We start from the raw sequence: 24,935 nt of genomic DNA on the forward strand, positions 1-24,935 counted from the left end.
CAGGCGAGGCGATACTTTAGCGTTTTTACTCTATGGATGAATCAAGCTAAAATGACAGTTTGTCGCTAAAAACGGACATTTTATGTTAGGACTGAGGCTGGATGGGTATGAGCCCGACCTTCATCACGATGCGGCGGTGGCGTTTTGTATTCAGGCCCGGGAAGATGAACTCTTCAGTCCGCTACATCAACACCGTAAGGGTCAGTTGATTCTGGCGTTGCATGGCGCGATCACCTGTGAGGTTGAAAATGCCATGTGGATGGTGCCTCCACAATATGCCGTGTGGATCCCCGGTGAGATTCCACACAGCAACCACGTTACCGTTGGCGCGCAATTGTGCTTTTTGTTTATTGAGCCGCAGGCCGTCGTGATGCCCGAACGCTGCTGCACGCTGAAAATCGCCCCGTTATGTCGGGAGCTTATTCTGGCGCTGGCGTCCAAAACGGATACTCAACGACTGGAGCCGGCAACCCAGCGACTGACGCAGGTATTATTTGATGAACTTCCGCAGCAGCCGCAGGAGCAAATGCAGTTACCGGTTTCCGAACACCCGAAAATCCGCAAAATGGTCGCGACGATGGCGCGGGAACCGGCGCAGTGGCAGACCTTGGGGCAGTGGGCCAGCGTATTTGCGATGAGTGAGCGGAACCTTGCCCGTCTGGTCGTTAAGGAAACGGGGTTGAGTTTTCGCCGTTGGCGTCACCAGCTTCAACTGATTCTGGCGCTGCAGGCGCTGATAGATGGTCATAACGTGCAACAGGTTGCGCAAATGCTCGGTTACGATTCAACCACGGCATTTATCACCATGTTCAAAAAAGGCCTGGGGCAGACGCCAGGCCGTTATCTGGCTGGGCTGGCTACTGCTTCCCAACAATCAATGACACCAGACCTGCTGCAATGAGCGGCCCCACCGGCACACCGCGAAATAGCGCCACGCCCAGTACCGTGCCCACCAGTAAACCGGCAACGAGCTGAGGTTGGCTGCCCATAAGCGTGATACCGCGCCCGCCAAGCCAGGAGACAAATACCCCGACGGCAATAGCGACCAGTGATTTCCAGTTAACAAAGGAGTGGATGAGCGTGGAGGGCGGTAGCGTTCCGCTGGCGATCGGCGCCATAACGCCAATGGTCAGAATGATAATCCCGACGGTCAGGCCTTGTTTTTCTATCCATGGGAAGAAAGTATTCAGAGGGGTAACACGGACAATGATCAGCACCAGAATTGAAACAGCGACAGTGGTGTTGTGGCTGACAAAGCCCAGAGCTGCCAGTCCGAGCAGGATCAGCAGAGTGACATCAAACATCGTAGTTTCCTTGCCAAAAGAAAAAATAAGCCTGCTTACTGTACGCGTAAATGCGTGACGGAACAGGCTTTTTTTAATGATTATTATTTTTTTTGGGCTAACGCACGACGCGACGTATTTTACTGCTAACTCGGGCTGTTATTGCTCGCGGCGGAACGGGATTAATTCCGGTTGCGCGATGCGCAGATAATCTGCGGTATCCATAATCACGGATTTTTCGAGCACCCCGGCATTGAACGCAATTTCATTAAAACGCGCAAATAATAGCGGATCGGCAACCAGCTTGAGATTTGGATGGAAGCTAAACGGTGGGATAGCGCCAAATACGCAGCCTGTCAGCTCATCGACTTCCGCAGGGCTGGCAAGTGATGCTCTTAACCCGCCGATATGACTGGCGAGCAGGCTCAGGTCAGCCTGCTGGTCAGCAGACAGAATCGCCAGTACATGCTGATTTACACCATTGCCTTTCACCTTACAGACCAGCGCTTTTGCTCCCTGACCCAGCGCGGTACCACGAATTTCAGAAACTGCTTCACATTTACCTACGGCTTCATGGCTTATTACGCGATACGTTGCGCCTTGTTCTGCCAACAGCGAAATTAAACGCTGATGTGTGGCGTTACCTTTGTTCACTTCCGTCATGACTTACTCCTGGTACAACAATGAAAATCCTGTCAGAAAAAAGATCACGCACCGGTGCGCTTTTTCTGTTTGTTCAGGTAGAGCTGTGCATCGGATGCTTTATAGGCATCATCGATGGTGTCGTTTGGCTGCATATTATAAATCCCTGCGGAAAAGCTGATTGATATATCTTGCGCAATAATTTGTAAGTTATAGCGGATCCTCTCCAGCAGGCGAGGCGTTAATTCGCCGGGGTGATCGATGAGGATAATACAAAACTCATCCCCACCGAGGCGGATGGCATAGTCGCTTTTGCGAATCGAGGTTTGAATAGCTTTGGCCAGAATGGTGATAATGCGATCGCCTTCCTTATGACCCAGCGTATCATTAATGACTTTTAGTTTATCGCAATCAATGGCGATAAAGGTCACGAGGGTGCCTGAGTTTACTAACTGCTGTAAACGCTGTTCGAGCGTCGGCGTGAGAATTTTACGGTTATAGAGCCCGGTCATCGCGTCACTGATGTTTTCCCGCGTGACGTTGTGGTACAGCCGAAAGTGTGTTCTGACCATATTCAGCAGCAGGATCGTCGCCAGCAGATAGAAGGCGAATATTTTCCAGGAGGAGACAATAAAGTACATAAAATCAAGCGATAAAGTGATGCGTATCCCGCCGGGTATCTCCTTCTGGTAGTGAACGTAGCGAAACAGGTTGGTCTCGCTTTGGTGAACGAGTATCTCTTTACCAGAGTTGATGTCCGAGAGCGTTACGTTAAGATAGCGCCAGACGAGAGGGCGGTCGCTGGTATAAAAAATATTCTTTAAATTCTCTTTGTTGATATCCACCATCACCACGCCTTTTAACTTACTGGCATAGTAGACCGGTGTTAAAAAGCTCATCACCTTTTTCTCGGTCAGATTATCTTCATAAATGCTGGAGATCACCGTGCGCCCCGTGAAGATACCGTCAATATCATTCTGGTCGATTCCCAGGGTACCTTTTTGCAAAAACGACCAGTTGTGTATCGCAAATTTTCGCGAGTCGATCAGATCATAGAAATAGACATAATTATTCTTGAGATCGACGTAATATCGAAATTTATACTCCAGCGTACCTAATCCCTGGCCGTAATCTTTTTGCTCACGATTAACGTTTACCGCCTGGTCAAAAGAAGGCAGTAGAAATATATCTTCAAGTTTCTCGCTACATTTTGTGGAGGTAGTTTGCAACGTACCGTGTAATGGCTGGTAGCTATGCTTCGTGAGGTTGAGCCCATGAGTGCCGTTAACGCTGTCGAAAGCGTTGCAAAGTGCTTTTTGTTGCTCGACAGAAGCAGGTTCCTGGGGGGATGAAAAAGTGCGCATCAGATGGGCTGCAATGCTTTGATTAGTATACTTATCATAGAGAAACGACGAGTCTGCTTTCTCATTGATATAGCGCATATACGCATTCATTGCTTTATCGCTGGCAATGAGCTCATAAACCAAAAAAGAAGACGTCAAAACAATTACGCTGACGGAGATAAAGAGCCTGAGCGCTTTATGATGCAATTTCATAATGATTTACAGCCCTGTAAGTCTGATACTTCAGTCTATCACACGGCATACATCCGCTCTAACGCTACTGGAAAGGACATTTTGTAATAAAAATCATTCGCGTGCTTCACCTTTAACTCTTAATGTTGTATTTATAATGCAACTTATAGAAAAGGAGACAGACAGATGAGCGCGACTGAAAAAGCGGGGCATACTTTCTTAGCCAGCCTGGGCAAAACACGTCTGCGTCCGGGAGGCGTTGAAGCAACAGAGTGGTTGTTCAGCCAGTCACAGTTAACGTCCAACAGCCAGGTACTTGAAGTGGCATGCAACATGGCCACGACGGCGATAGAGTTAGTTCAACGCTATGGTTGTACGGTATACGCCATTGATATGGATAAAACCGCACTGGAAAACGCCAGAAACAACGTGGCGGCAAAAGGTCTGGAAAATCACATTCACGTCATGGCTGCTAACGCCAACATCCTTCCTTTTGCGGATAACAGTTTCGACGTTGTGATTAACGAAGCCATGCTGACAATGTATGCCGATAAAGCGAAGGCGAAGTTAGTTGCCGAGTATTTTCGCGTATTGAAGCCCGGCGGTCGTCTGCTCACTCACGACATTATGTTTACCGCACAAAAACTGGGCGCGGGCGAGCAGGGCCAGCTTGTAGAGGTGGTGAAGTCGAATGTTAGCCCGATGACCAGACAAGCCTGGCGCGAGTTATTTCTCAACTGTGGGTTTGAACAGGTCCTGCAGCAGAATGGCGATATGTCGCTGATGTCGCCGCGAGGATTAATTCGTGATGAAGGGCTGACAGGAGCGATTAAAATTGTGTTTAACGGATTACGCACGAGTGACAATCGTCGCCGGTTCCTGAAAATGTTTCGCTTCTTCCGTTCGCAACGTCACCAGCTCAACTACATTGCCTGCTGCTCCGTAAAGGGAAAATGAAAAGGATAACCGGATGAATATTGATAAAATGAAAAATCAGCATGTTGAAATCCTGGAAAAAATATCATTTCTGCGTAAGTTGAGCCATGCAGGGGTATCATCCAATGCTCAGGAAATTGCTACTGCGATCGTTAGCATGAGTGCAATTATTAAAACGCATTTGTCTGCTGAAGATCAGTTCCTTTATCCGCATATTGAACATGATGGAAGCAGCACGCTCAGACAGGTTAGCTCAAAATTTCAACGCGAAATGACGGATATCGTCAGTGAATATGAAGTTTTTTCCCGGCGCTGGAATATTGCCAGTAAATTAGTAGGTAATGATGCGGCATTCAGATGTGATGCCAACAATGTTTTACGCAAAGTGTATGAGCGTATGCAAAAAGAAAATAAAGACTTCTATCCGCTGGTGGAAAGAATGTAGGGTGTTTTAAAACTCAATGATAAAAGGATGGTGAAGTGTCAGAAAAACACTGGTCGAGAATGGAGTATCTTCATCAGACGGTGACCAACCCTAATATTATTATTAAGGGTACACATAGTTATTACAGTGATTGCTGGGATCACGGATTCGAACGTTCGGTTGTGAGGTATTTACTCGGCGATGAGATCAGCAAAGACTGGGAACCGCTTGGACATTTGGATAAGTTGATTATCGGGAATTTCGTCTGCATAGGCGCGGAAAGCGTTATTCTGATGGGTGGAAATAGTACGCATCGGCTTGACTGGATCAGCCTTTATCCTTTTATGGCGTCAATCAAAGATGCTTACGAGTTTCGTGGCGACACGGTGTTGCATGATGGTTGTTGGTTAGGTATGCGGGCCATGATCATGCCAGGCGTTACTATTGGGGAAGGCGCTGTTGTTGCAGCAGGTGCGGTGGTGACTAAAGATGTGCCACCGTATGCTGTAGTCGGAGGTAATCCGGCTAAAATAATAAAATATCGCCTGCCGATGGGTGAAATTGAACGATTACTGGCCCTTAATTTGTACCAGCTACCAGAGGAATCACTCGTGAAAATGCAACCTCTGTTGTCTTCTGGCGATATTTCCGCGCTCGAAGTGGAAGTGGCTTGCCTGAGACAAAATGCGCTATGACATAAAGTCTGGTCAAGATACGTGGTCATAAAAATCAGCCAGAGGAGGTAATCTCTGGCTGATTTGTTTATGTGGTCAGCTATTACTGGTCGTACTTTGCTTATGAAACAGTTCGCGGAATACCGGATAAATATCATCCTGATCGCGGATATGCTGCATCGCAAAATTTTCAAACGTTGACTGTAGATGTTCGTATTCACGCCACAAGGTCTGGTGCGCGCGGCGGGTGATTTCGATATAGCTATAATATCGCACCACCGGTAGCAGTTTTTTCGCCAGAATCTCGTGACACAACGGTGAATCATCCGCCCAGTTATCACCGTCCGAGGCCTGTGCGGCATAAATATTCCACTGGGCCGGGTCGTAACGGTCTTTTACTACTTCATCCATTAACTTCAACGCGCTGGAGACAATGGTGCCACCGGTTTCCTGAGAGTAGAAGAACTCGTGCTCATCCACCTCTTTCGCCTGGGTATGGTGGCGAATATAAACCACTTCCACGTTTTTGTAGGTCCTGCTCAGGAACAAATACAGCAGGATGTAAAAACGCTTGGCCATGTCTTTGGTCGACTGATCCATTGAGCCAGAAACGTCCATCAGACAAAACATCACTGCCTGACTGGAAGGATCGGGCCGTTTTTCATAATTCTTGTAGCGTAAATCAAAGGTGTCGATAAACGGCACGCGTTCGATTTTTGCCCGTAATTCGGCAATTTCTTTGCGTAACCGTTCTTCTTCCAGCAACTGCGCTGGTTCACTTTTCGCGATGGTTTCCAAATCTGCTTCGAGCGCATGCAGTTCGCGACGCTTACCCGCCGTCATCGCCGTGCGGCGCGCCAGTGAGTTTTGCAGGGAGCGCACCACGCTGATGTTGGCAGGCACACCGTTTGAGGTAAACCCTGCCCGGTGCGTTTTGTACTCCGTTAACTGACGCTGTTGATTCTGCTTCAGGTTAGGAAGTGCTAAATCTTCGAACAACAGATCGAGATACTCATCTTTAGAGATCTGGAAGACGAATTCATCCTGACCTTCGCCATCTTGACTGGCCTGGCCTTGCCCGCTTCCTGAACCGCCGCCGCCACCCTGTGGGCGCTCAATACGGTCATTCTGCACAAAATGGTCGTTACCCGGATGCACACGATGGCGCAGGCCGCCACGCCCCTGGTGGAACATCGGTTCGCTAATATCATCGGTCGGAATAGAGACAGATTCGCCGCTATCCACATCAGTCACCGAACGCTTGTTAATGGCCTCGGAGATCGACTGTTTAATTTGCGATTTATAACGGCGTAAGAAGCGCTGACGGTTTACCGTGCTCTTGTTTTTGCCGTTAAGACGTCGGTCTATGAACCAGGTCATATGCCCCCCGTACTGCCAACTGTTCGCCATGTCTGTAAGTGCCGGATGGCGCTGGCGCTATCCGGCCTACGGAACATTGTTTTGCAAGCCCGGTAAGCGCATGCGCCACCGGGCATTTATGCTATTAGGACGATTTACGTACGCGCAAATACCATTCGCACAGTAAACGCACCTGTTTACGCGTGTAGCCTTTTTCCATCATACGATCGACAAAATCGTCGTGCTTTTTCTGCTCGTCAGTCGAGGTTTTGGCATTGAACGAAATGACCGGCAGCAGCTCTTCGGTATTGGAGAACATTTTCTTCTCAATAACCGTGCGCAGTTTTTCGTAACTGGTCCAGTTTGGGTTACGACCGCTGTTATTCGCTCTGGCACGCAGAACAAAGTTAACGATCTCGTTACGGAAATCTTTCGGGTTACTGATACCCGCCGGCTTCTCAATTTTCTCCAGTTCTGAGTTCAGCGACTCACGGTCAAACAGCTGACCGGTATCCGGGTCGCGATACTCCTGATCCTGAATCCAGAAATCCGCATAAGTGACATAGCGGTCGAAAATATTTTGTCCATATTCGGAATAGGATTCGAGATAGGCTGTCTGGATCTCTTTGCCAATGAATTCAGCATATTTCGGGATCAGATAACCTTTCAGGAACTCAAGATATCGTTCAGCCAGCTCCTGTGGGAACTGTTCGCGCTCGATTTGCTGTTCCAGGACGTAGAACAGATGCACCGGGTTCGCCGCAACTTCTGCATGATCAAAGTTAAAGACGCGAGAAAGGATCTTAAACGCAAAACGCGTGGAGAGACCGTTCATTCCCTCATCTACCCCAGCGTAATCCCGATACTCCTGGTAGGACTTCGCTTTTGGATCGGTATCTTTCAGGCTTTCACCATCGTAAACGCGCATCTTCGAGTAAATGCTCGAGTTCTCAGGTTCTTTCAGACGAGAAAGAATGGTGAAGCGAGAGAGCGTTTCCAGCGTACCCGGCGCGCAAGGCGCATGGGTCAGCTCACTATGATTGAGCAGTTTTTCGTAAATCTTGATCTCTTCGGAGATCCGTAGGCAATAAGGCACTTTGACGATGTAAACACGGTCAAGGAATGCCTCATTGTTTTTGTTATTACGGAACGTCACCCATTCGGATTCGTTCGAGTGGGCAAGAATAATCCCGTTAAACGGCAGGGCGGAGATACCTTCTGTCCCGTTGTAGTTCCCTTCCTGGGTTGCGGTTAGCAGAGGATGCAGCACTTTAATCGGTGCTTTAAACATCTCAACGAACTCCATAATCCCCTGGTTTGAGCGGCACAGTGCGCCCGAATAACCATAGGCATCAGGATCGTTCTGGGCGTGGTGTTCGAGTTTACGAATATCCACTTTCCCCACCAGCGCAGAGATATCCTGGTTGTTTTCATCACCAGGCTCCGTTTTGGCGATTGCGATCTGCTCCAGAATAGACGGCCAGACTTTGACGACGCGGAATTTTGTAATGTCCCCGCCAAAATCATGCAGACGTTTCGCAGCCCACGGCGACATGATCGTACCGAGATAGCGACGCGGGATCCCATACTCTTTTTCCAGAATCTGCGCGTCTTCCTGTGGATTAAACAGGCATAACGGATGATCGTTTACCGGACTACGTTCGCCATTGGCGCTCAGGACATAAATCGGTACTCGCTGCATCAGCGACTTCAGCCGCTCAGCAAGAGATGATTTCCCCCCTCCCACAGGCCCCAGCAGATACAGGATCTGCTTCTTCTCTTCCAGACCTTGAGCCGCATGCTTCAAATAAGAAACAATCTGCTCAATGGCGTCTTCCATGCCGTAAAACTCTTCAAAGGCGGGATATCGTGCAATCACCCGATTCGAAAAGAGTCGAGAAAGTCGAGGTTCGTGGGCAGTGTCGACCATGACAGGCTCACCAATAGCCATTAATAGCCGCTCTGCCGCGTTGGCATAAGCACTGCGATCTTGCCGACAAGTGGTAAGAAACTCCTGCAGCGTGAACTCTTCGTCCTTGGCAGCTTCATAACGCTGGCGATAGTGATCGAATATATTCATGGTATGCCGTCCTTTCGTTTTTTAGCACATGTTAAGAGCCGTTCATATGAATAGTAGAGGCCCCTGAAGAGGTAAACTGAACGACGTCGCCGCTGAAGAAATAAGCAACTCTCATGCCATTGTGGTGGTCAGGAGATCAACGCATTCGGTGATACACCTTCTAAAATTAAGCGTAGATGGCATTTGCAAAACTTGCCTGTGTGCGCAAATGAATTTCAATGGCATATCAATAACTCATCAGCAAAAAAAGCACATCTTATGTAAAGAAATGAGGCAGGATTCATACAGTGTTAACCCTTCTGCAAGCAAATTGTCATCACTCGCTGAGAAATTAGGGGGTTACATTCCGGGGCGAATACGTAAAATAGTTGGGCTGAAGCGTATTGGCGGTTACACTTTGACCGCTACACATTTGAATAAGGAATTATGGACTGTGACCAAACTCAAACTTCTGGCATTGGGCATCCTTGCAGCAACCGCAGTTAGCACCGCACAGGCGGAAAGTCAGTGGACTGTTGGTGCAGGTGCCGGCGTGATTAACAGCCCGTACAAACAGTATGACCGTGATGTTTATCCCGTTCCGGTTGTCACCTATGAAGGCGATAACGTCTGGTTCCACGGTCTGGGTGGCGGCTACTATCTGTGGAATGATACGGCAGATAAGCTCTCCATCATGGCGTACTATGATCCGACGCACTTCAAGCCGGGTGATAGCGATAGCCATGCTTTGCGCCAACTCGACAAGCGTAAAAGCAGCTTGATGGCTGGCCTCTCGTATGTACATAACACCCAGTATGGTTTCCTGCGTACTGCACTGGCGGGTGATACTCTGGATAACAGCAATGGTTTTATCTGGGATCTGGCCTGGCTCTACCGTTACACCAACGGTGCGCTGACTCTGACGCCGGGTATCGGTGTGCAGTACAGCAGCGAAAACTACAACGACTATTATTATGGCGTGTCTAATAACGAGTCTCGCCGCAGTGGTCTGAAAAGCTACAACGCTGACGATGGTTGGGATCCGTTCCTGGAGTTAACCGCGAGCTATAACTTCCTTGGCAACTGGAACGTATACGGCACTGGCCGTTATGTGCGTTTGAGTGATGAAGTGAAGGACAGCCCAATGGTTGACAAGTCCTGGTCTGGCATCTTCTCAGTGGGTGTGACCTACAAGTTCTGATACCACTGCGTGTCAAACACTAGCCCGCAGAGATGCGGGCTTTTTTGTGCGTAACAGAGATGAATGTTGATCTAAAACATGAGATTTGATTTTTTGTGCCATTATGACATTACACCTGGTCGCAACGAATATTTAACGTAGTTTCTCTGTCGCAATTACCAAAATTAAACCTCTTGCATGATTAACCTTAAATATCTTCGTTTGGTAAGGGAGGCGTATCTGCACAATTTTACGAATCATTGTCCTGTGTAAGTGATTTTGGTTTGTGCAATATCTTGATAGGATTCTCTTTTATAATCGTAGCATGCATTTATTATTTCTTATCGTGCGCTATAAAACAGTTGATAACTATTTTATTCTTTTTGATTAACATTGAAAGTTAACTTTCATTTGAAAAAAAGAAAAGCATTCAATTCATTTTTACTTTACATCTTTTAGGTATTTATCTGAAAAAATTAAAATTGACATTAAATTATCTATTGCAGATATTAATCCAACTTAAAGTTAAGACAGTAACTCTGCGTGGCTGAGGTATTACATGCCATGTGGCTTTCTTGAGAATCAACCGGGTATAAATAATGAAAAAGTTAATCTTGATAGCGATGATGAGCTGCGTTCTGGCGGGATGTTCCACTGAGGCTTCACGCATGAATGCTTGCGAAAGCAAGGGCGTGAGCCGCGATGCCTGCTATATCGCAGAGCAAAACCGTCAGGCGACAATCAATGCCGCAGCTGAAAAACAGGCTATGGAAAACGCGCAAAACGTATATAGCTCAAATGATACTAATACCAGTCATCACCACAAACACGACAAATATTAAGATTTAACTTATGAAAAAATTAATAATTATCGCTGTGCTGGCAGCGACATCTGCAGCGGTGCCCGCCTATGCCATCAGTGAAGCATATCGACAGCAGCTGCAGCATGAACATAAAACGATGGTCAGCGATGCGAATGCTCCGGTACACGTCACTAAAATCACACCAGTGCATGTGAATAAACTGGGCGTAGACTTTAAACGCGGCGCTGATGGTATTGCTTATATTAATGGCAAAGCTGCGGCAAATGATGAGAGCAGTGCAGAAGCTCAGACTTATAGCGCGGGCCTGATTTCCGTCATCGTTTATAAAAATGGAAAGATCAATGCGATGAAAGAGGGTAAATATTTAGGCCGCTTGAAATAACCACCGCGCAGTTAAGAATTTTTCTATTTAGCCCGGGAACATTATTTCTTCCCGGGTTTTTTATGCCATTGCATAGCGGTCAATCCCAATCACGGATGGTGCAATTTGTGCACCTTAACAGGACACATGCCGGTTGTTTTGCTTTACTGTGGTGCATTAACACAGGAGGGTGCGATGACAGCGAAACAGGTGATGTTTACAAAGCAGGAATCGCTTCCTGCTATTGGGCAGGGAACATGGTACATGGGCGAGGACCGAAGCCGACGCCGGGATGAAGTTTCTGCGCTCCAGGCTGGTCTGGATCTCGGCCTGCGATTGATTGATACCGCCGAAATGTATGCTGACGGCGCAGCGGAAGAGGTTGTGGGTGAAGCAATAGCGGGGCGGCGTGATAACGCCTTTTTAGTCTCGAAAGTTTATCCCTGGAATGCCGGTGGACAGAAGGCCATTACCGCCTGTGAAGCGAGCTTGCGTCGACTGAAAACTGATTATCTGGATCTCTATTTGCTGCACTGGTCGGGAAATTTTTCATTTGCTGAGACCATCGACGCTATGGAAGCGCTTATCGCGCAGGGGAAAATCCGTCGCTGGGGCGTCTCAAATCTCGATTATGATGATATGCAGGCGTTATGGCAGGTACCTGGTGGACGGGAATGCGCAACTAACCAGGTGCTTTATCATTTAGCATCGCGCGGTATTGAATATGATTTGCTGCCGTGGTGCCAGCAGCAGCAGATGCCAGTTATGGCTTACAGCCCACTGGCTCAGGCAGGTCGACTGCGCGGTGACTTGCTTTCTAACTCTGTGGTTAACGACATTGCGCGCACGCACAATGTTAGCGCTGCTCAGGTTTTGCTGGCGTGGGTGATTCGTCTTCCGGGCGTAATGGCGATTCCGAAAGCGGCAAGCGTAGCGCATGTGGAACAGAATGCCGCTGCCCTGGAGATAGCGCTCTCTGTTGATGAGCTGAAGCAGTTAGATAAGGCATATCCGGCACCAAAAGGCAAAACGGCGCTGGATATGGCCTGATTTGTCGAATAGCCTTCGGCTGCGAGCGGTTTGTAGGCCGGATAAGGCGTGAGCCGCATCCGGCATGGTGCGCAGAGCTGTGTTAGCGTTTAGCTACCCGGATAGTTTGCGCCAGGCGAGACGGTTTTTCTTCAGTGGTTTTCTGCGGAGCTGTCGCATAAGCCGTCTCTACGCAAACAAACGTTTTGTAGCCGTCATCAGGCATGTCGCCCATGCTGACGGACAGTGCCGGGCCCGGGTTCCAGCCCACGACGTTCAGATGATGGTGGTGGACGACGTCGATATTGCGATTCAACGCAGCATCATGAATCACGCTGCACGCTTCCGGGTTCAGATAGACACGATCGGTCCTGTCCGGGAAGGTCTGGATACCATCAGCCAGCACATCTTCTTTAGCATCATTCACTTTATCGATCAGTCGATCGCCAAGACCACTGACTTTCACTGCCGCAATGTCACCCACGTTGAAATAGGTATGCAGCGCAGAGGTGGTTTCAAACTCACCGTGAGCTTCCAGTTCCATCTCACAGGTAGCGCCCACTTTGAAACGGGCCAACAGGCAGAATTCATGCGGCCATAGCTGACGCGTTTCAGCGTTGCTTTGCAGTTCAAACGTCAGCACCACGCTATTGTCGTCTTCGTTGTGTGCTTTTAGCGTCCATGGCAGGTTACGGGCAAAGCCATGAGAAGGCAGACCCTGCTGAGCCGCCGGACCAAACCACGGCCAGCATATTGGTACGCCGCCACGCAGCGCTACGCCGGTTTTAAACGGAGTGTTGTTACTTAACCACAGAACTTCCTCTTCGCCGTTTGGTTTCCAGGAAAGAAGGTGTGCGCCCTGCAGTGCGAAAGAAGCTTTAACCTGTGGGTGATCGACAACAAGAACCTCAAGCTCATCAAGCTGACGGCGGGAGAGGACAGGGGAAATTTGTTCGATAACCGGAAGTGCAAAAATTTTATTAATCATTACGCAATCCTTTTTAACCCTAAATAATTCGAGTTGCAGGACGGCGGCAAGTGAACGAACCCCCGATGAGCTTACTGTAGTAAGTGATTCGGGTGAGAGAGCGTAGCCAACACACCTGCAATTTGAAGTATGACGGGTATCTTCGGGCAAAAAAAAGAGCGACCTGAGTCGCTCTTACAGATTACTGTTTCATCTCAACTTATTTGGAGATGTGAGCAATCAGGTCCAGAACTTTGTTGGAGTAACCAGTTTCGTTGTCGTACCAGGATACCAGTTTCACGAAGTTGTCGTTCAGTGCGATACCAGCTTTAGCATCGAACACGGAAGTGCAAACTTCACCGTTGAAATCGGTAGATACTACGTCGTCTTCGGTGTAACCCAGAACGCCTTTCATCGGGCCTTCGGAAGCAGCTTTGATTGCTTTCTTAATTTCTTCGTAAGAAGCAGCTTTTTCCAGACGAACGGTCAGGTCAACAACAGATACGTTCGGGGTAGGAACGCGGAACGCCATACCAGTCAGTTTGCCATTCAGTTCTGGCAGTACTTTACCTACAGCTTTAGCAGCACCGGTAGAGGACGGGATGATGTTCTGGGATGCGCCGCGGCCGCCGCGCCAGTCTTTGTGAGACGGGCCATCAACGGTTTTCTGAGTAGCGGTGGTTGCGTGAACAGTAGTCATCAGACCTTCGATGATGCCGAAGTTGTCGTTGATAACTTTAGCCAGCGGAGCCAGGCAGTTAGTGGTGCAGGAAGCGTTAGAAACGATGTCCTGACCTTCGTATTTGTCAAAGTTAGCGCCTTTAACAAACATCGGAGTGTTATCTTTGGACGGACCAGTCAGAACCACTTTTTTCGCGCCAGCAGTGATGTGCTTACGAGCGGTTTCGTCTGTCAGGAACAGGCCAGTAGCTTCAGCTACTACGTCAACACCAACTTCGTCCCATTTCAGGTTAGCCGGATCACGTTCAGCGGTAACACGGATTTTTTTACCGTTTACGATCAGATGACCGTCTTTCACTTCAACGGTACCGTTGAAACGGCCGTGAGTGGAGTCATATTTCAGCATGTAAGCCATGTAGTCAGCGTCTAACAGGTCGTTGATTGCAACGATCTCGATGTCAGAGCGTTCTTGAGCAGCACGGAAAACAATGCGACCGATACGGCCAAAACCGTTGATACCTACTTTGATAGTCATATATTCCACCAGCTATTTGTTAGTGAATAAAAGGTTGCCTGTAAAATTACAAAAACCTTACGCAGCGTCAAGCGGAATCGTGTCAATCATTGCGACAAATCAAACTGCTGCCTAAGCTTTGCGCAACTGACTCGCCTCACTCTTCCTTTGGGCTTGAAACCACATGGGGTCGGCGGCCCGAATTTTAAAGGGCAATCAAGATAAAAATGTGATTCTGATCACGAATTGCAGGCTGCCATTTCGCAAGGATCAAGTTTAGAACAAAAGTTCGTACTCCGGTGTTAATGTTTTGTTAGAATCTGTCTCGCGATGTGAGTTTAGATAAAGCGAGATGTGAGCAAATGGCTAATCAACCTTCTCCAGAAGAACTGAAAAATAATTTAACCGAAATGCAGTTCTACGTGACGCAGAATCACGGGACAGAACCGCCATTTACCGGGCGTTTGCTGCATAACAAACGTGACGGCATCTACCACTGTCTGATCTGCGACAAACCGCTATTTCGTTCCGAGACAAAATATGACTCTGGCTGCGGCTGGCCCAGCTTTTACGAGCCTGTCAGTGAAGAGGCTATCCGTTACATAAAAGATACGTCACACGGTATGCAGCGCATTGAAATCCGCTGCGGTAACTGCGATGCGCACCTGGGACACGTCTTCCCGGATGGCCCGAAACCTACCGGTGAACGTTACTGCGTTAACTCAGCGTCTTTGAACTTCACCGATGGTGAAAACGGTGAGCAAACCAAGGGCTGAAGAAACGATTCAGCAAATTATTCTGCGGAGAGTGGATTTAACATGAATCTTGATGAGATGATCAACAGCATGACGCCGGAAGTTTATCAGCGCTTATCTACTGCCGTTGAACTCGGAAAATGGCCGGATGGCGTGGCGCTAACGGCAGAACAAAAAGAGAACTGCTTGCAATTGGTCATGTTATGGCAGGCGCGAAACAATATTGACGCGCAGCATATGACAATTGATACCAACGGTGAGATGGTGATGAAGAGTAAGCAGCAGCTGAAAGTGGAATTTGGTATTTCACCCGAACCGATAGCGACGTTTAAATCTTGATTACCCAGGCCCGGCATATATAGGTGTCGGGCCCGCAGCTGATGTTATTTCTTGTTCATCATCGCCTTCAGATCGGCGAACGGGTTATATTTCGCTTCGCCGACGTCTTTCTGCGCATCTTCGCCCGCCACTACGGTAGAACCATACTGATCCACTTCTGTGTATTTCGAGTGCTCATGATCGTGGCAGTACAGGCACAACATTTCCCAGTTGCTACCATCTTCCGGATTATTGGAGTGATCGTGATCGATATGGTGTACCGTCAACTCGCGCAAATTTGAATACGCGAATTCACGGGAACAACGTCCGCAGACCCAGGGAAAGAGTTTAAGCGCCTTTTCCCGGTAACCGACTTCCAGACGGGCGTAATTTTTAGGGATAAAAGCCATAAAGCTCATGCCTCCAGTAGAAAATGAAGAGCTGCGCCAAAAGCGGGCGCAGCAGAATGCGCTAATCATAACCTATTGTGTCAGGCGTTGGGATCAGTGTTTGATGCCTAACGAATCGGCTAACTGCTTCGCCAACTGATTTTGGTCATCCGCACCGTATTCCCAGAACATGGCGCCACCCAGCCCCTTACTCTTGATGTAGTCAGCCTTAATCGCTACCGAGCGCGGATTTTCATAGGAGAGAGCAAAGAGTGCTTTTCCATCCGCAGACTTTACCGATAACCACGGCACTTTCGCTTCATCATCCCAATGTTGGCTAAAGCGCTTTTGCGGATCGTTGATCAACTTCGCCACGATATCGTTGTACTTCACATAGGTATCTTTGCTCAGATCGACGCCCAGTGATTTGAACAACTCAATTTGCGCGGGTTCGAAATAGGGCTGGGTAACGGGGTTTTTCTGCGCGTCGGGTTTGCTCCAGTCAATGCCTGGCTCAACGGCACGTTTTGGTACTCGTCCATAAAAACCAATGCCAAGGTTCATCTGACTCGCTTTTAGACCAGCGGCAAGATAGTTGTTAACGACAAAATCGGCGCTGTACTTATCCGCCGTGGCGACCGTCGGCCAATGCGTCGAATCGTACAGGTTCGAGTTGAAATACTGGGTGCCGTAAGCCATGTCATAAGTCATCAGGTTGATGTAGTCGAGCGATGGCGCAATGGCTTTCACATCCACCCAGCTTTTCGGACTTTCCGCATTCGCGCCCACGGCGATGGTCAGTAGTTTTTTATGCCCTAATGCGGCACGCAGCTCAGTTAACAGTGCGGTAAAGTTAGCGCGGTCGCTCGGCTGACTTTCGACCAGTCCCCAGGCGCCATTGACCGGATATTCCCAGTCGAGATCGATGCCATCAAGACCATATTTCGCAATTATCTCCTGCGCAGACTGAATATACACCGCACGTGTTTCTTTCGTTGCCGCCGCGCCAGAGAATCCACGTGCGCCCCAACCACCGACGGAAAGCAGAACTTTCAGGTTCGGGTTTTGTTTACGCAGTTGTGGAATTTTCAGCAAATCATCCTGCACTTTCTGTGAAAGCCAAATCTGATGCAACTTGCTGGCGTCTTTTAAGGCGTCATTGGTCTCGTCTTTTTCATTGTTGTAGACAAGGCCAAATGAATAGTTGAGGTGGGTTATCTGACGAACATCCAGTTTATTGATGTCGCCACCGGGGCCGGCAGTGACGTCGCCGCCACCATTAAAGTAGCCAACTGACATTAGTGAACTGGCGGAAACAACGCTGGCGCAGAGCAGGGGTAATGCTGCCAACAAAGGCAATAGTTTCATCGGTGTTCCTCTTTGACATTTAAACAAGCAAACACGCCACGGAAATGGCGTGGCGAAAAAAACAGCACTCGTAGGTTAACAGTTTCATAACAGAAAAAATGCGAAGAGGTTCACGCCATTTTTAGCGAAGCGGCTGCCGTGTTCCATTGAGTTTCAGTTCATCTTTGCACTGATTTGTGATCTGAGTTGTGAAATGCAGATCTGTATCTGTGTTTTAAAGATTTAATGTTGACCTCAAAAATTATATGGATAAGTATGATGACCACTGATGCAAAACGAACACAAAGGAAAATTCAATGAAAGCACTGGCAAGATTTGGCAAGGCCTTTGGTGGCTACAAGATGATTGATGTTCCGGAGCCAGTATGCGGTCCGGATGACGTTGTGATTGAAATCAAGGCGGCTGCTATCTGTGGCGCGGACATGAAACACTACAATGTCGACAGTGGATCCGACCTTTTTAATTCGATTCGTGGTCATGAATTCGCTGGGCAAATTGTACAGGTTGGCGACAAGGTTAAGGACTGGAAGGTAGGGCAGCGAGTGGTGTCAGATAACAGCGGGCACGTTTGCGGCGTATGTCCTGCATGCGAACAAGGCGATTTTCTTTGTTGTACAGAAAAGGTGAATTTAGGTCTGGATAACAATACCTGGGGCGGTGGGTTCTCGAAATATTGTCTGGTCCCTGGGGAAATCCTCAAGATTCACCGTCACGCGCTGTGGGAAATCCCTGCTGGGGTCGATTATGAAGAAGCGGCTGTGCTGGATCCTATCTGCAATGCCTACAAATCTATCGCTCAGCAATCCAAATTTCTTCCGGGCCAGGACGTTGTGGTTTTCGGTACCGGCCCGTTAGGACTCTTTTCCGTACAAATGGCGCGCATTATGGGGGCTGTTAATATCGTGATGGTCGGGCTGGAAGACGATGTCGCGGTGCGTTTCCCCATTGCCAAAGAAATGGGGGCGACAGCGGTCGTCAACGGTTCGACCGAAGATGTGGTTGCACGTTGTCAGGAAATCTGCGGGAAAGACAATCTGGGACTGGTTATCGAATGTTCCGGTGCCAACATTGCCCTTAAACAATCAATTGAAATGCTGCGTCCCAACGGTGAAGTCGTCCGCGTGGGCATGGGCTTCAAGCCTCTCGAATTTTCCATTAACGACATCACTGCGTGGAATAAAAGCATCATTGGCCATATGGCTTACGATTCCACCTCCTGGCGCAATGCCATCCGTCTGCTGGCCAGCGGCGCGATCAAAGTCAAACCGATGATCACTCACCGTATTGGTCTGTCGCAATGGCGCGAAGGTTTTGACGCCATGGTCGATAAAACCGCGATTAAGGTCATCATGACCTATGACTTTGATGAATAACCCATTTATTAAAGGAAGGTTCCCGGATGGAACAGATAGCAAAACCGCACTGCGGCGCGAGGTTAGACAGGCTGCCTGACTGCCGCTGGCACATGTCGATGTTTGCAATGGTTGCCTTCGGATTACTGGTTTGTTGGAGTAATGCCGTTGGCGGATTAATTCTCGCGCAGTTAAAAGAACTCGGCTGGACCGATAATTCCACCACCGCCACGTTTTCTGCCATTACGACGGCAGGAATGTTTCTCGGCGCGCTCGGGGGGGGAATTATCGGTGACAAAACCGGGCGTAAAAACGCATTTATCTTGTATGAAGCGATTCATATTATTTCTATGATAGTTGGTGCGTTTTCACCCAACATGACCTTCCTGATCGCCTGTCGTTTTGTAATGGGAGTTGGATTAGGTGCATTGCTGGTGACCTTATTTGCCGGGTTTACCGAATATATGCCAGGCCGAAATCGTGGTACCTGGTCCAGTCGGGTATCGTTTATCGGTAACTGGTCTTATCCACTTTGTTCGCTGATTGCTATGGGGCTGACACCACTTATCAGCGCGGAATGGAACTGGCGTGTCCAGTTGTTGATTCCAGCTGTGCTGTCGCTTATAGCAACTGTTATTGCATGGCGCAGTTTCCCGGAGTCGCCTCGCTGGCTGGAATCTCGCGGACGCTACCAGGAAGCCGAACAGGTAATGCGGATAATTGAGGAGGGCGTTATTCGCCAGACCGGCAAGCCGCTGCCACCAGTCGTAATAGATGATGATGGCAAACAACCGCGTTCTGTTCCGTATTCCGCCTTATTAACAGGGGTGTTACTTAAACGGGTTATTTTGGGTTCCTTTGTTCTGATTGCCATGAACGTCGTGCAGTACACCTTAATTAACTGGCTACCGACAATATTTATGACTCAAGGTATTAATCTGAAAGACTCCATTGTTTTAAATACCATGAGTATGTTTGGCGCGCCGTTTGGAATTTTTATCGCCATGTTGGTAATGGATAAAATTCCGAGAAAAATCATGGGAGTTGGCTTATTAGTATTAATCGCTGTGTTGGGTTATATCTATTCACTGCAAACCAGCATGCTGTTAATAACATTAATTGGTTTCTTCCTGATTACATTTGTTTATATGTACGTCTGTTATGCCTCAGCGGTTTATGTTCCGGAAATATGGCCGACCGAGGCGAAACTTCGCGGGTCTGGGCTTGCCAACGCGGTAGGGCGTATCAGCGGTATCGCGGCACCTTATGCTGTCGCGGTATTGCTTAGCAGCTACGGTGTGACGGGAGTATTTGTACTACTTGGCGCTGTCTCAATTATTGTCGCGGTTGCTATTGCCACTATCGGAATCGAAACAAAAGGCGTCTCTGTCGAAAGTCTCGGTATTGATGCAATTACCAGCAAATAATATTGATGGGAAATAAGATGAAAAATTCAAAAGCAATCTTAAAAACACCGGGAACGATGAAAATTATCGACGCCGAAATTCCGGTGCCAAAAGAGCATGAAGTGCTGATTAAAGTGGAATACGTTGGAATTTGTGGATCAGATGTTCATGGTTTTGAATCGGGTCCTTTTATTCCGCCGAAAGATCCCAATCAGGAAATTGGTCTGGGGCATGAATGCGCTGGTACGGTGGTGGCGGTAGGAAACCGAGTGACAAAATTTAAACCCGGAGACCGGGTGAACATTGAGCCGGGCGTGCCGTGTGGTCACTGTCGCTACTGTCTTGAAGGGAAATACAACATCTGTCCGGACGTCGATTTCATGGCCACTCAGCCCAATTATCGCGGCGCGCTAACCCACTATCTGTGTCATCCGGAGAGCTTCACTTACAAGCTGCCCGATAACATGGACACGCTGGAAGGCGCGCTGGTGGAGCCTGCGGCGGTCGGTATGCATGCTGCAATGCTGGCGGACGTTAAGCCGGGCAAGAAAATCATCATTCTGGGGGCTGGCTGTATTGGTTTAATGACCCTGCAAGCTTGTAAATGTTTGGGCGCAACCGACATTGCGGTGGTTGATGTGCTGGAAAAACGCCTGGTGATGGCCGAGCAACTTGGGGCGTCGACCGTTATCAACGGTGCAAAAGAGGACACCATCGCCTGTTGCCAACAATTCTCTGGCGACATGGGGGCGGACATTGTTTTCGAAACCGCCGGCTCAGCCATCACCGTTAAACAGACTCCCTATCTGGTGATGCGCGGCGGGAAAATTATGATCGTGGGTACAGTACCTGGTGATTCAGCGATTAATTTCCTCAAAATTAACCGTGAAGTGTCGATTCAGACGGTTTTTCGTTATGCCAACCGCTACCCGGTAACGATTGAAGCCATCTCCTCTGGTCGTTTCGATGTGAAGTCGATGGTGACGCATATTTACGATTATGCAGATGTTCAGCGCGCGTTTGATGAATCCGTTAATAACAAGCGTGAAATTATCAAAGGCGTTATTAAAGTAAATCATTAATTTATTCAAAAGGGAGAAATAACCATGTTGGCAGATATTAAATATTGGGAAAATGATGCCCAAAATAAACATTATGCAATTGCCCACTTTAACGTGTGGAATGCAGAAATGCTAATGGGGGTGATGGATGCGGCGGAAGAATCTAAATCGCCGGTGATTATTTCCTTCGGCACTGGTTTTGTAGGTAATACCTCATTTGAAGATTTCTCGCACATGATGGTTTCAATGGCGAAAAAAGCCTCGGTTCCGGTTATTACGCACTGGGATCACGGACGCAGCATGGAGATTATCCATAACGCCTGGACCCATGGTATGAATTCGCTAATGCGTGATGCCTCTGCCTTTGATTTTGAAGAGAATATTCGTCTGACGAAAGAGGCTGTGGATTTTTTCCATCCGCTGGGCGTGCCGGTCGAAGCTGAACTGGGCCATGTGGGGAATGAAACGGTTTATGAAGAGGCGTTGGCGGGCTATCACTATACCGACCCAAGCCAGGCGGCGGAATTTGTCGAGCGTACCGGCTGTGATTCTCTGGCGGTGGCGATTGGCAACCAGCACGGGGTTTATACCTCTGAACCGAAACTTAATTTCGAGGTTGTTGAGCGCGTACGCCGGGCGGTTTCTGTTCCGCTGGTGCTACACGGTGCGTCAGGTATCAGCGATGCGGATATCAAAAAAGCCATTTCATTAGGCATCTCTAAAATCAACATTCATACTGAACTATGCCAGGCCGCCATGGCGGCTGTACAAGCGAATCAGAATCAGCCGTTTCTCCACGTTGAACGTGAAGTTCGTAAAGCAGTAAAAGAGCGAGCATTAGAAAAAATTAAATTGTTTGGCTCTGACGGTAAAGCGGAATGACAATATGGATAATATCGAGGTTATTTGTATAGGGGCGGCAATTGTTGATATTCCTTTGCAGCCAGTGAGCAAAAATATCTTTGATGTAGACTCTTATCCTTTAGAAAGAATAGCCATGACCACGGGCGGCGACGCTATTAATGAGGCGACCATTATTTCTCGCCTTGGCCATCGTACAGCGTTAATTAGTCGGGTGGGGGATGATGCGGCAGGTCATTTTATTATCGAACATTGTCGTCGGGAGAGTATCGATATTCAGAGTCTGAAACAGGATGCCGATGTTGATACCTCTATCAATGTGGGCTTAGTCACTGCTGATGGTGAGCGTACTTTTGTGACTAACCGCAACGGCAGCCTGTGGCAGTTGAATATAAACGATGTAGATTTTGACCGTTTCTCTCAGGCAAAACTGCTATCGCTGGCAAGTATTTTTAATAGCCCATTATTGGATGGCGATGCGCTGACGGCAATTTTCACTCAGGCGAAAGCGCATCAGTTAATTATTTGTGCCGATATGATCAAGCCGCGGCTTAATGAAACACTGGAAGATATTCGCCAGGCGTTAAGCTACGTCGATTATCTGTTTCCCAATTTCGAGGAGGCAAAACTGCTCACCGGGAAAGAGACGCTGGATGATATTGCCGACAGTTTCCTGGACTGTGGCGTGAAAACAGTTGTGATTAAGACCGGCAAAAGAGGCTGCTTTATCAAACGTGCCGATCTGAAAATGGAGGTCCCGGCAGTTTCGGGAATTACCGCTATCGACACCATCGGTGCGGGAGACAATTTTGCCTCGGGATTTATCTCTGCACTGCTTGAAGGCAAGCCGCTGCGCGAGTGCGCGCTGTTTGCTAACGCAACGGCAGCGATATCGGTACTGAGCGTGGGCGCCACGACGGGCGTGAAGAACAGAAAGTTGGTTGAACAACTTCTTGACGAATACGAAGGGTAATAGCGGCAGATGAAAATGATTCCTTTAGGCAGTACGGATATTATGCTTTCCCGCATGGGATTAGGCACATGGGCCATTGGCGGCGGCCCAGCATGGAATGGCGATCTCGATCTGCAGATTTGTATCGATACCATTGTTGAGGCGCATCGCTGCGGTATCAATTTGATAGATACCGCGCCAGGCTACAACTTTGGCAACAGTGAAGTGATTGTCGGGCAGGCGCTGAAAAAGCTGCCGCGCAGTGAGGTAGTGGTTGAAACCAAATGCGGCATCGTCTGGGAGCGAACAGGTAGCCTGTTTAACAAAGTGGGCGATCGCCAGCTGTATAAAAACCTCACGCCTGAATCTATTCGCGAAGAGGTTGATGCCAGCCTGCAAAGATTGGGTATCGACAGCATTGATATCTATATGACCCATTGGCAGTCGGTCGAACCCTGTTTTACGCCGATAGCGGAAACCGTTGATACGCTGAACGCCCTGAAGAAAGAAGGCAAAATTCGGTCTATAGGTGCCGCAAACGTGGATGCCGGGCATGTCAGGGAGTACCTCAAACATGGCGAGTTGGATATCGTGCAGGCCAAATACAGCATTCTTGATCGTGCACTGGAAACTGAACTGCTGCCGTTATGCCAGCAGAATGGCATTGTTGTGCAGGTTTATTCACCGCTCGAGCAGGGACTCCTGACCGGGACTATTGATCGGGATTATGTCCCTGGCGGTGCGCGGGCCAACAAAGTCTGGTTCCAACGGGACAATATGCTGAGGGTGATTGACATGCTTGAGCAATGGCGGCCGCTGTGCGAGAAATACCATTGTACAATCCCCGCGCTGGCTCTGGCGTGGATATTAAAGCAAAGTGATTTAATCACCTTACTGAGCGGCGCAACTGCGCCTGAGCAGGTTCGTGAGAATGTTGAGGCGTTAACTATTCCTCTGTCAGATGATGATTCATTATTGATGAGACAAATGGCAGAAGCGTTGGATAGCAAATAAGCCTGATGGGACTGACCTCTGTTTCTGTGTAAAATAGCATTAAAATCTGTGATTCAGACATGTTCTTTTGAAAATAAACATAGCCTGTGAGATACTAGGGTCTTATTATTACTTTGCAGGAAACAGAGGTGTCATCGTGGCGGCAAAAGACAGGATTCAGGCCATTAAGCAAATGGTGGCTAACGATAAGAAAGTGGCGGTATCGAATTTAAGTTCAATCTTTCAGGTAACTGAGGAAACGATTCGCCGCGATCTTGAAAAACTGGAAGATGAAGGTTTTTTGACTCGAACATATGGCGGTGCAGTGCTCAATACCACCGCGTTGTCCGACAATATTCATTTTTATAAGCGAGCAAAATCTTTCTTTGAAGAGAAGCAGATCATTGCCCGTAATGCATTGCCGTTTATTAAAAATAAGACCACGATGGCTGCCGACTCCAGCAGTACTGCGATGGAATTATTAAAGCTGTTGAAGGAAAGAAACGATCTGACACTGCTTACCAACTCGGCTGAAGCTTTTCATGAATTGGCGCAGTCAGAAATTAACGTGGTTTCTACCGGCGGTGAATTGAACAAGAATACACTGTCGCTGCAGGGAAGGATCACCAAGGAGATTATCAGCCGCTATCATGTTGATATTATGGTGATGAGCTGCAAAGGACTGGATATGCAGAGCGGGGCGCTTGATTCTAACGAAGCGGAAGCGGAAATCAAAAAAACCATGATCCGTCAGGCGACTGAAGTGGCGCTGTTGGTTGATCACTCAAAATTTGATCGCAAAGCTTTCGTCCAGCTCGTTGACTTTAGCCATATTAATTATCTTATAACCAATAAGGCACCGGGTGCAGAGTGGATTGCATTTTGCCAAGAGAATAATATTCAACTCGTTTATTAATTGTAGCGTGAGTTGCGTCGATATTATTTTAGTTTGCACCTGGAAAATGCCATAAGAATCTAATGATGATGGATGGCGCGGCAAAATTGTTTCTGC

General features: G+C 48.3%; 25 protein-coding genes and 1 pseudogene. 17 read left to right on the plus strand and 9 right to left on the minus strand.

All coding sequences use genetic code 11. The features are described 5' to 3' along the window. The first annotated feature begins 82 nt into the window (after positions 1-82). A pseudogene (locus OGV77_RS14000) lies at positions 83-881 on the plus strand (AraC family transcriptional regulator). Here the strand turns inward: OGV77_RS14000 and OGV77_RS14005 are convergent. The 3 genes from OGV77_RS14005 to dgcJ form a co-directional block, all read right to left on the minus strand. Continuing rightward, on the minus strand, positions 858-1,304 hold the full coding sequence (locus OGV77_RS14005) for a DUF441 domain-containing protein (protein WP_043016656.1): 447 nt from the start codon (positions 1,302-1,304) through the stop codon (positions 858-860). The pseudogene OGV77_RS14000 and the gene OGV77_RS14005 sit on opposite strands and share 24 nt — an antisense overlap. Before the next feature lie 138 nt (positions 1,305-1,442). Next, positions 1,443-1,946: a YbaK/prolyl-tRNA synthetase associated domain-containing protein gene (locus OGV77_RS14010; RefSeq protein ID WP_043016655.1), complete on the minus strand. Its 504-nt coding sequence runs from the start codon at positions 1,944-1,946 to the stop codon at positions 1,443-1,445. A 44-nt stretch (positions 1,947-1,990) separates the two neighbouring features. After that, positions 1,991-3,481 carry a diguanylate cyclase DgcJ gene (gene dgcJ, locus OGV77_RS14015; protein WP_043016654.1) on the minus strand — a complete coding sequence of 497 codons (1,491 nt, stop codon included), beginning with the start codon at positions 3,479-3,481 and terminating at the stop codon, positions 1,991-1,993. A 165-nt stretch (positions 3,482-3,646) separates the two neighbouring features. Here dgcJ and OGV77_RS14020 point away from each other — a divergent pair, with 165 nt between their 5' ends. The 3 genes from OGV77_RS14020 to OGV77_RS14030 are packed head-to-tail and all read left to right on the plus strand — an operon-like array spanning position 3,647 to position 5,515. Further along, a complete protein-coding gene (locus tag OGV77_RS14020) occupies positions 3,647-4,417 on the plus strand; it encodes a class I SAM-dependent methyltransferase (RefSeq protein WP_043016653.1) in 771 nt (256 codons plus the stop codon). A 13-nt stretch (positions 4,418-4,430) separates the two neighbouring features. Beyond that, positions 4,431-4,841, plus strand: a complete 411-nt coding sequence (locus tag OGV77_RS14025) for a hemerythrin domain-containing protein (protein WP_043016652.1) — start codon at positions 4,431-4,433, stop codon at positions 4,839-4,841. A 35-nt stretch (positions 4,842-4,876) separates the two neighbouring features. Beyond that, positions 4,877-5,515 carry a CatB-related O-acetyltransferase gene (locus tag OGV77_RS14030; protein ID WP_170928005.1) on the plus strand — a complete coding sequence of 213 codons (639 nt, stop codon included), beginning with the start codon at positions 4,877-4,879 and terminating at the stop codon, positions 5,513-5,515. Positions 5,516-5,590: 75 nt separating this feature from the next. On the opposite strand, the gene OGV77_RS14035 is transcribed toward OGV77_RS14030, so the two are convergent. Both OGV77_RS14035 and yeaG read right to left on the minus strand, forming a co-directional pair. Beyond that, complete coding sequence (locus OGV77_RS14035; protein ID WP_043016650.1) at positions 5,591-6,874, minus strand: YeaH/YhbH family protein; 1,284 nt, start codon at positions 6,872-6,874, stop codon at positions 5,591-5,593. A gap of 124 nt (positions 6,875-6,998) precedes the next feature. Next, on the minus strand, positions 6,999-8,933 hold the full coding sequence (gene yeaG / locus OGV77_RS14040) for a protein kinase YeaG (protein ID WP_043016649.1): 1,935 nt from the start codon (positions 8,931-8,933) through the stop codon (positions 6,999-7,001). Between the two features lie 433 nt (positions 8,934-9,366). Between yeaG and OGV77_RS14045 the strand changes: the two genes are divergently transcribed. From OGV77_RS14045 to OGV77_RS14060, 4 genes are all read left to right on the plus strand, one after another. Then, entirely contained in the window at positions 9,367-10,113 is a 747-nt protein-coding gene (locus OGV77_RS14045) for a MipA/OmpV family protein (RefSeq protein ID WP_043016648.1), read from the plus strand. 578 nt (positions 10,114-10,691) lie between these two features. Next, positions 10,692-10,934, plus strand: coding sequence for a hypothetical protein (locus OGV77_RS14050; RefSeq protein WP_043016647.1), 243 nt, complete (start codon positions 10,692-10,694; stop codon positions 10,932-10,934). A gap of 10 nt (positions 10,935-10,944) precedes the next feature. Continuing rightward, on the plus strand, positions 10,945-11,298 hold the full coding sequence (locus OGV77_RS14055) for a hypothetical protein (protein WP_043016646.1): 354 nt from the start codon (positions 10,945-10,947) through the stop codon (positions 11,296-11,298). A gap of 174 nt (positions 11,299-11,472) precedes the next feature. Beyond that, positions 11,473-12,327 carry an aldo/keto reductase gene (locus OGV77_RS14060; protein ID WP_087050665.1) on the plus strand — a complete coding sequence of 285 codons (855 nt, stop codon included), beginning with the start codon at positions 11,473-11,475 and terminating at the stop codon, positions 12,325-12,327. A gap of 82 nt (positions 12,328-12,409) precedes the next feature. Here the strand turns inward: OGV77_RS14060 and OGV77_RS14065 are convergent, their stop codons facing one another. Continuing rightward, complete coding sequence (locus tag OGV77_RS14065) at positions 12,410-13,294, minus strand: D-hexose-6-phosphate mutarotase (protein ID WP_043016644.1); 885 nt, start codon at positions 13,292-13,294, stop codon at positions 12,410-12,412. 199 nt (positions 13,295-13,493) lie between these two features. Then, the gene (gapA, locus tag OGV77_RS14070) at positions 13,494-14,489 is read right to left on the minus strand and encodes a glyceraldehyde-3-phosphate dehydrogenase (RefSeq protein ID WP_003030697.1); all 996 of its coding nucleotides are present in this window, start codon (positions 14,487-14,489) and stop codon (positions 13,494-13,496) included. Positions 14,490-14,830: 341 nt separating this feature from the next. On the opposite strand from gapA, the gene msrB reads away from it, so the two are divergent. Both msrB and OGV77_RS14080 read left to right on the plus strand, forming a co-directional pair. Further along, positions 14,831-15,244 (plus strand): peptide-methionine (R)-S-oxide reductase MsrB, encoded by a 414-nt coding sequence (gene msrB / locus OGV77_RS14075; RefSeq protein WP_043016643.1) that lies wholly within the window; start codon positions 14,831-14,833, stop codon positions 15,242-15,244. A gap of 42 nt (positions 15,245-15,286) precedes the next feature. Beyond that, a complete protein-coding gene (locus tag OGV77_RS14080) occupies positions 15,287-15,562 on the plus strand; it encodes a YeaC family protein (RefSeq protein WP_043016642.1) in 276 nt (91 codons plus the stop codon). Positions 15,563-15,606: 44 nt separating this feature from the next. Here OGV77_RS14080 and yajD read toward each other — a convergent pair whose 3' ends face one another. Beyond that, positions 15,607-15,951, minus strand: a complete 345-nt coding sequence (yajD, locus tag OGV77_RS14085; RefSeq protein ID WP_043017929.1) for an HNH nuclease YajD — start codon at positions 15,949-15,951, stop codon at positions 15,607-15,609. A gap of 93 nt (positions 15,952-16,044) precedes the next feature. Further along, entirely contained in the window at positions 16,045-17,298 is a 1,254-nt protein-coding gene (gene chiD / locus OGV77_RS14090) for a chitinase ChiD (RefSeq protein WP_286502815.1), read from the minus strand. A gap of 296 nt (positions 17,299-17,594) precedes the next feature. Here chiD and OGV77_RS14095 point away from each other — a divergent pair, with 296 nt between their 5' ends. The 7 genes from OGV77_RS14095 to OGV77_RS14125 all read left to right on the plus strand — a co-directional run bounded on the left by OGV77_RS14095 (position 17,595) and on the right by OGV77_RS14125 (position 24,839). Beyond that, on the plus strand, positions 17,595-18,671 hold the full coding sequence (locus OGV77_RS14095) for a zinc-binding dehydrogenase (protein WP_043016640.1): 1,077 nt from the start codon (positions 17,595-17,597) through the stop codon (positions 18,669-18,671). A gap of 26 nt (positions 18,672-18,697) precedes the next feature. Then, positions 18,698-20,077, plus strand: a complete 1,380-nt coding sequence (locus tag OGV77_RS14100; protein WP_043016639.1) for an MFS transporter — start codon at positions 18,698-18,700, stop codon at positions 20,075-20,077. A 17-nt stretch (positions 20,078-20,094) separates the two neighbouring features. Then, a complete protein-coding gene (locus OGV77_RS14105; RefSeq protein ID WP_043016638.1) occupies positions 20,095-21,138 on the plus strand; it encodes an NAD(P)-dependent alcohol dehydrogenase in 1,044 nt (347 codons plus the stop codon). A 24-nt stretch (positions 21,139-21,162) separates the two neighbouring features. Then, positions 21,163-21,999: a ketose-bisphosphate aldolase gene (locus tag OGV77_RS14110; RefSeq protein ID WP_043016637.1), complete on the plus strand. Its 837-nt coding sequence runs from the start codon at positions 21,163-21,165 to the stop codon at positions 21,997-21,999. A 4-nt stretch (positions 22,000-22,003) separates the two neighbouring features. Then, complete coding sequence (locus OGV77_RS14115) at positions 22,004-22,951, plus strand: sugar kinase (RefSeq protein ID WP_043016636.1); 948 nt, start codon at positions 22,004-22,006, stop codon at positions 22,949-22,951. Between the two features lie 9 nt (positions 22,952-22,960). Continuing rightward, the gene (ydjG, locus tag OGV77_RS14120; RefSeq protein ID WP_043016635.1) at positions 22,961-23,944 is read left to right on the plus strand and encodes an NADH-dependent methylglyoxal reductase; all 984 of its coding nucleotides are present in this window, start codon (positions 22,961-22,963) and stop codon (positions 23,942-23,944) included. Positions 23,945-24,080: 136 nt separating this feature from the next. Further along, positions 24,081-24,839, plus strand: coding sequence for a DeoR/GlpR family DNA-binding transcription regulator (locus tag OGV77_RS14125; protein ID WP_043016634.1), 759 nt, complete (start codon positions 24,081-24,083; stop codon positions 24,837-24,839). Positions 24,840-24,935 lie beyond the last annotated feature (96 nt).

This window comes from Citrobacter sp. Ce129 (genome assembly GCF_030334545.1).
In the GTDB taxonomy this organism is placed as follows: Bacteria; Pseudomonadota; Gammaproteobacteria; order Enterobacterales; family Enterobacteriaceae; genus Citrobacter; species Citrobacter europaeus.

Coding starts and splice junctions, on each gene's coding strand:
- OGV77_RS14110 (WP_043016637.1), top strand. CDS start 21,163: ATGTTGGCAGATATTAAATATTGGGAAAATGATGCCCAAAATAAACAT.
- OGV77_RS14080 (WP_043016642.1), top strand. CDS start 15,287: ATGAATCTTGATGAGATGATCAACAGCATGACGCCGGAAGTTTATCAG.
- chiD (WP_286502815.1), bottom strand. CDS start 17,298: ATGAAACTATTGCCTTTGTTGGCAGCATTACCCCTGCTCTGCGCCAGC.
- OGV77_RS14095 (WP_043016640.1), top strand. CDS start 17,595: ATGAAAGCACTGGCAAGATTTGGCAAGGCCTTTGGTGGCTACAAGATG.
- OGV77_RS14010 (WP_043016655.1), bottom strand. CDS start 1,946: ATGACGGAAGTGAACAAAGGTAACGCCACACATCAGCGTTTAATTTCG.
- OGV77_RS14005 (WP_043016656.1), bottom strand. CDS start 1,304: ATGTTTGATGTCACTCTGCTGATCCTGCTCGGACTGGCAGCTCTGGGC.
- OGV77_RS14100 (WP_043016639.1), top strand. CDS start 18,698: ATGGAACAGATAGCAAAACCGCACTGCGGCGCGAGGTTAGACAGGCTG.
- OGV77_RS14050 (WP_043016647.1), top strand. CDS start 10,692: ATGAAAAAGTTAATCTTGATAGCGATGATGAGCTGCGTTCTGGCGGGA.
- yeaG (WP_043016649.1), bottom strand. CDS start 8,933: ATGAATATATTCGATCACTATCGCCAGCGTTATGAAGCTGCCAAGGAC.
- OGV77_RS14025 (WP_043016652.1), top strand. CDS start 4,431: ATGAATATTGATAAAATGAAAAATCAGCATGTTGAAATCCTGGAAAAA.
- yajD (WP_043017929.1), bottom strand. CDS start 15,951: ATGGCTTTTATCCCTAAAAATTACGCCCGTCTGGAAGTCGGTTACCGG.
- gapA (WP_003030697.1), bottom strand. CDS start 14,489: ATGACTATCAAAGTAGGTATCAACGGTTTTGGCCGTATCGGTCGCATT.
- OGV77_RS14020 (WP_043016653.1), top strand. CDS start 3,647: ATGAGCGCGACTGAAAAAGCGGGGCATACTTTCTTAGCCAGCCTGGGC.
- ydjG (WP_043016635.1), top strand. CDS start 22,961: ATGAAAATGATTCCTTTAGGCAGTACGGATATTATGCTTTCCCGCATG.
- dgcJ (WP_043016654.1), bottom strand. CDS start 3,481: ATGAAATTGCATCATAAAGCGCTCAGGCTCTTTATCTCCGTCAGCGTA.
- OGV77_RS14115 (WP_043016636.1), top strand. CDS start 22,004: ATGGATAATATCGAGGTTATTTGTATAGGGGCGGCAATTGTTGATATT.
- OGV77_RS14060 (WP_087050665.1), top strand. CDS start 11,473: ATGACAGCGAAACAGGTGATGTTTACAAAGCAGGAATCGCTTCCTGCT.
- OGV77_RS14035 (WP_043016650.1), bottom strand. CDS start 6,874: ATGACCTGGTTCATAGACCGACGTCTTAACGGCAAAAACAAGAGCACG.
- msrB (WP_043016643.1), top strand. CDS start 14,831: ATGGCTAATCAACCTTCTCCAGAAGAACTGAAAAATAATTTAACCGAA.
- OGV77_RS14065 (WP_043016644.1), bottom strand. CDS start 13,294: ATGATTAATAAAATTTTTGCACTTCCGGTTATCGAACAAATTTCCCCT.
- OGV77_RS14105 (WP_043016638.1), top strand. CDS start 20,095: ATGAAAAATTCAAAAGCAATCTTAAAAACACCGGGAACGATGAAAATT.
- OGV77_RS14055 (WP_043016646.1), top strand. CDS start 10,945: ATGAAAAAATTAATAATTATCGCTGTGCTGGCAGCGACATCTGCAGCG.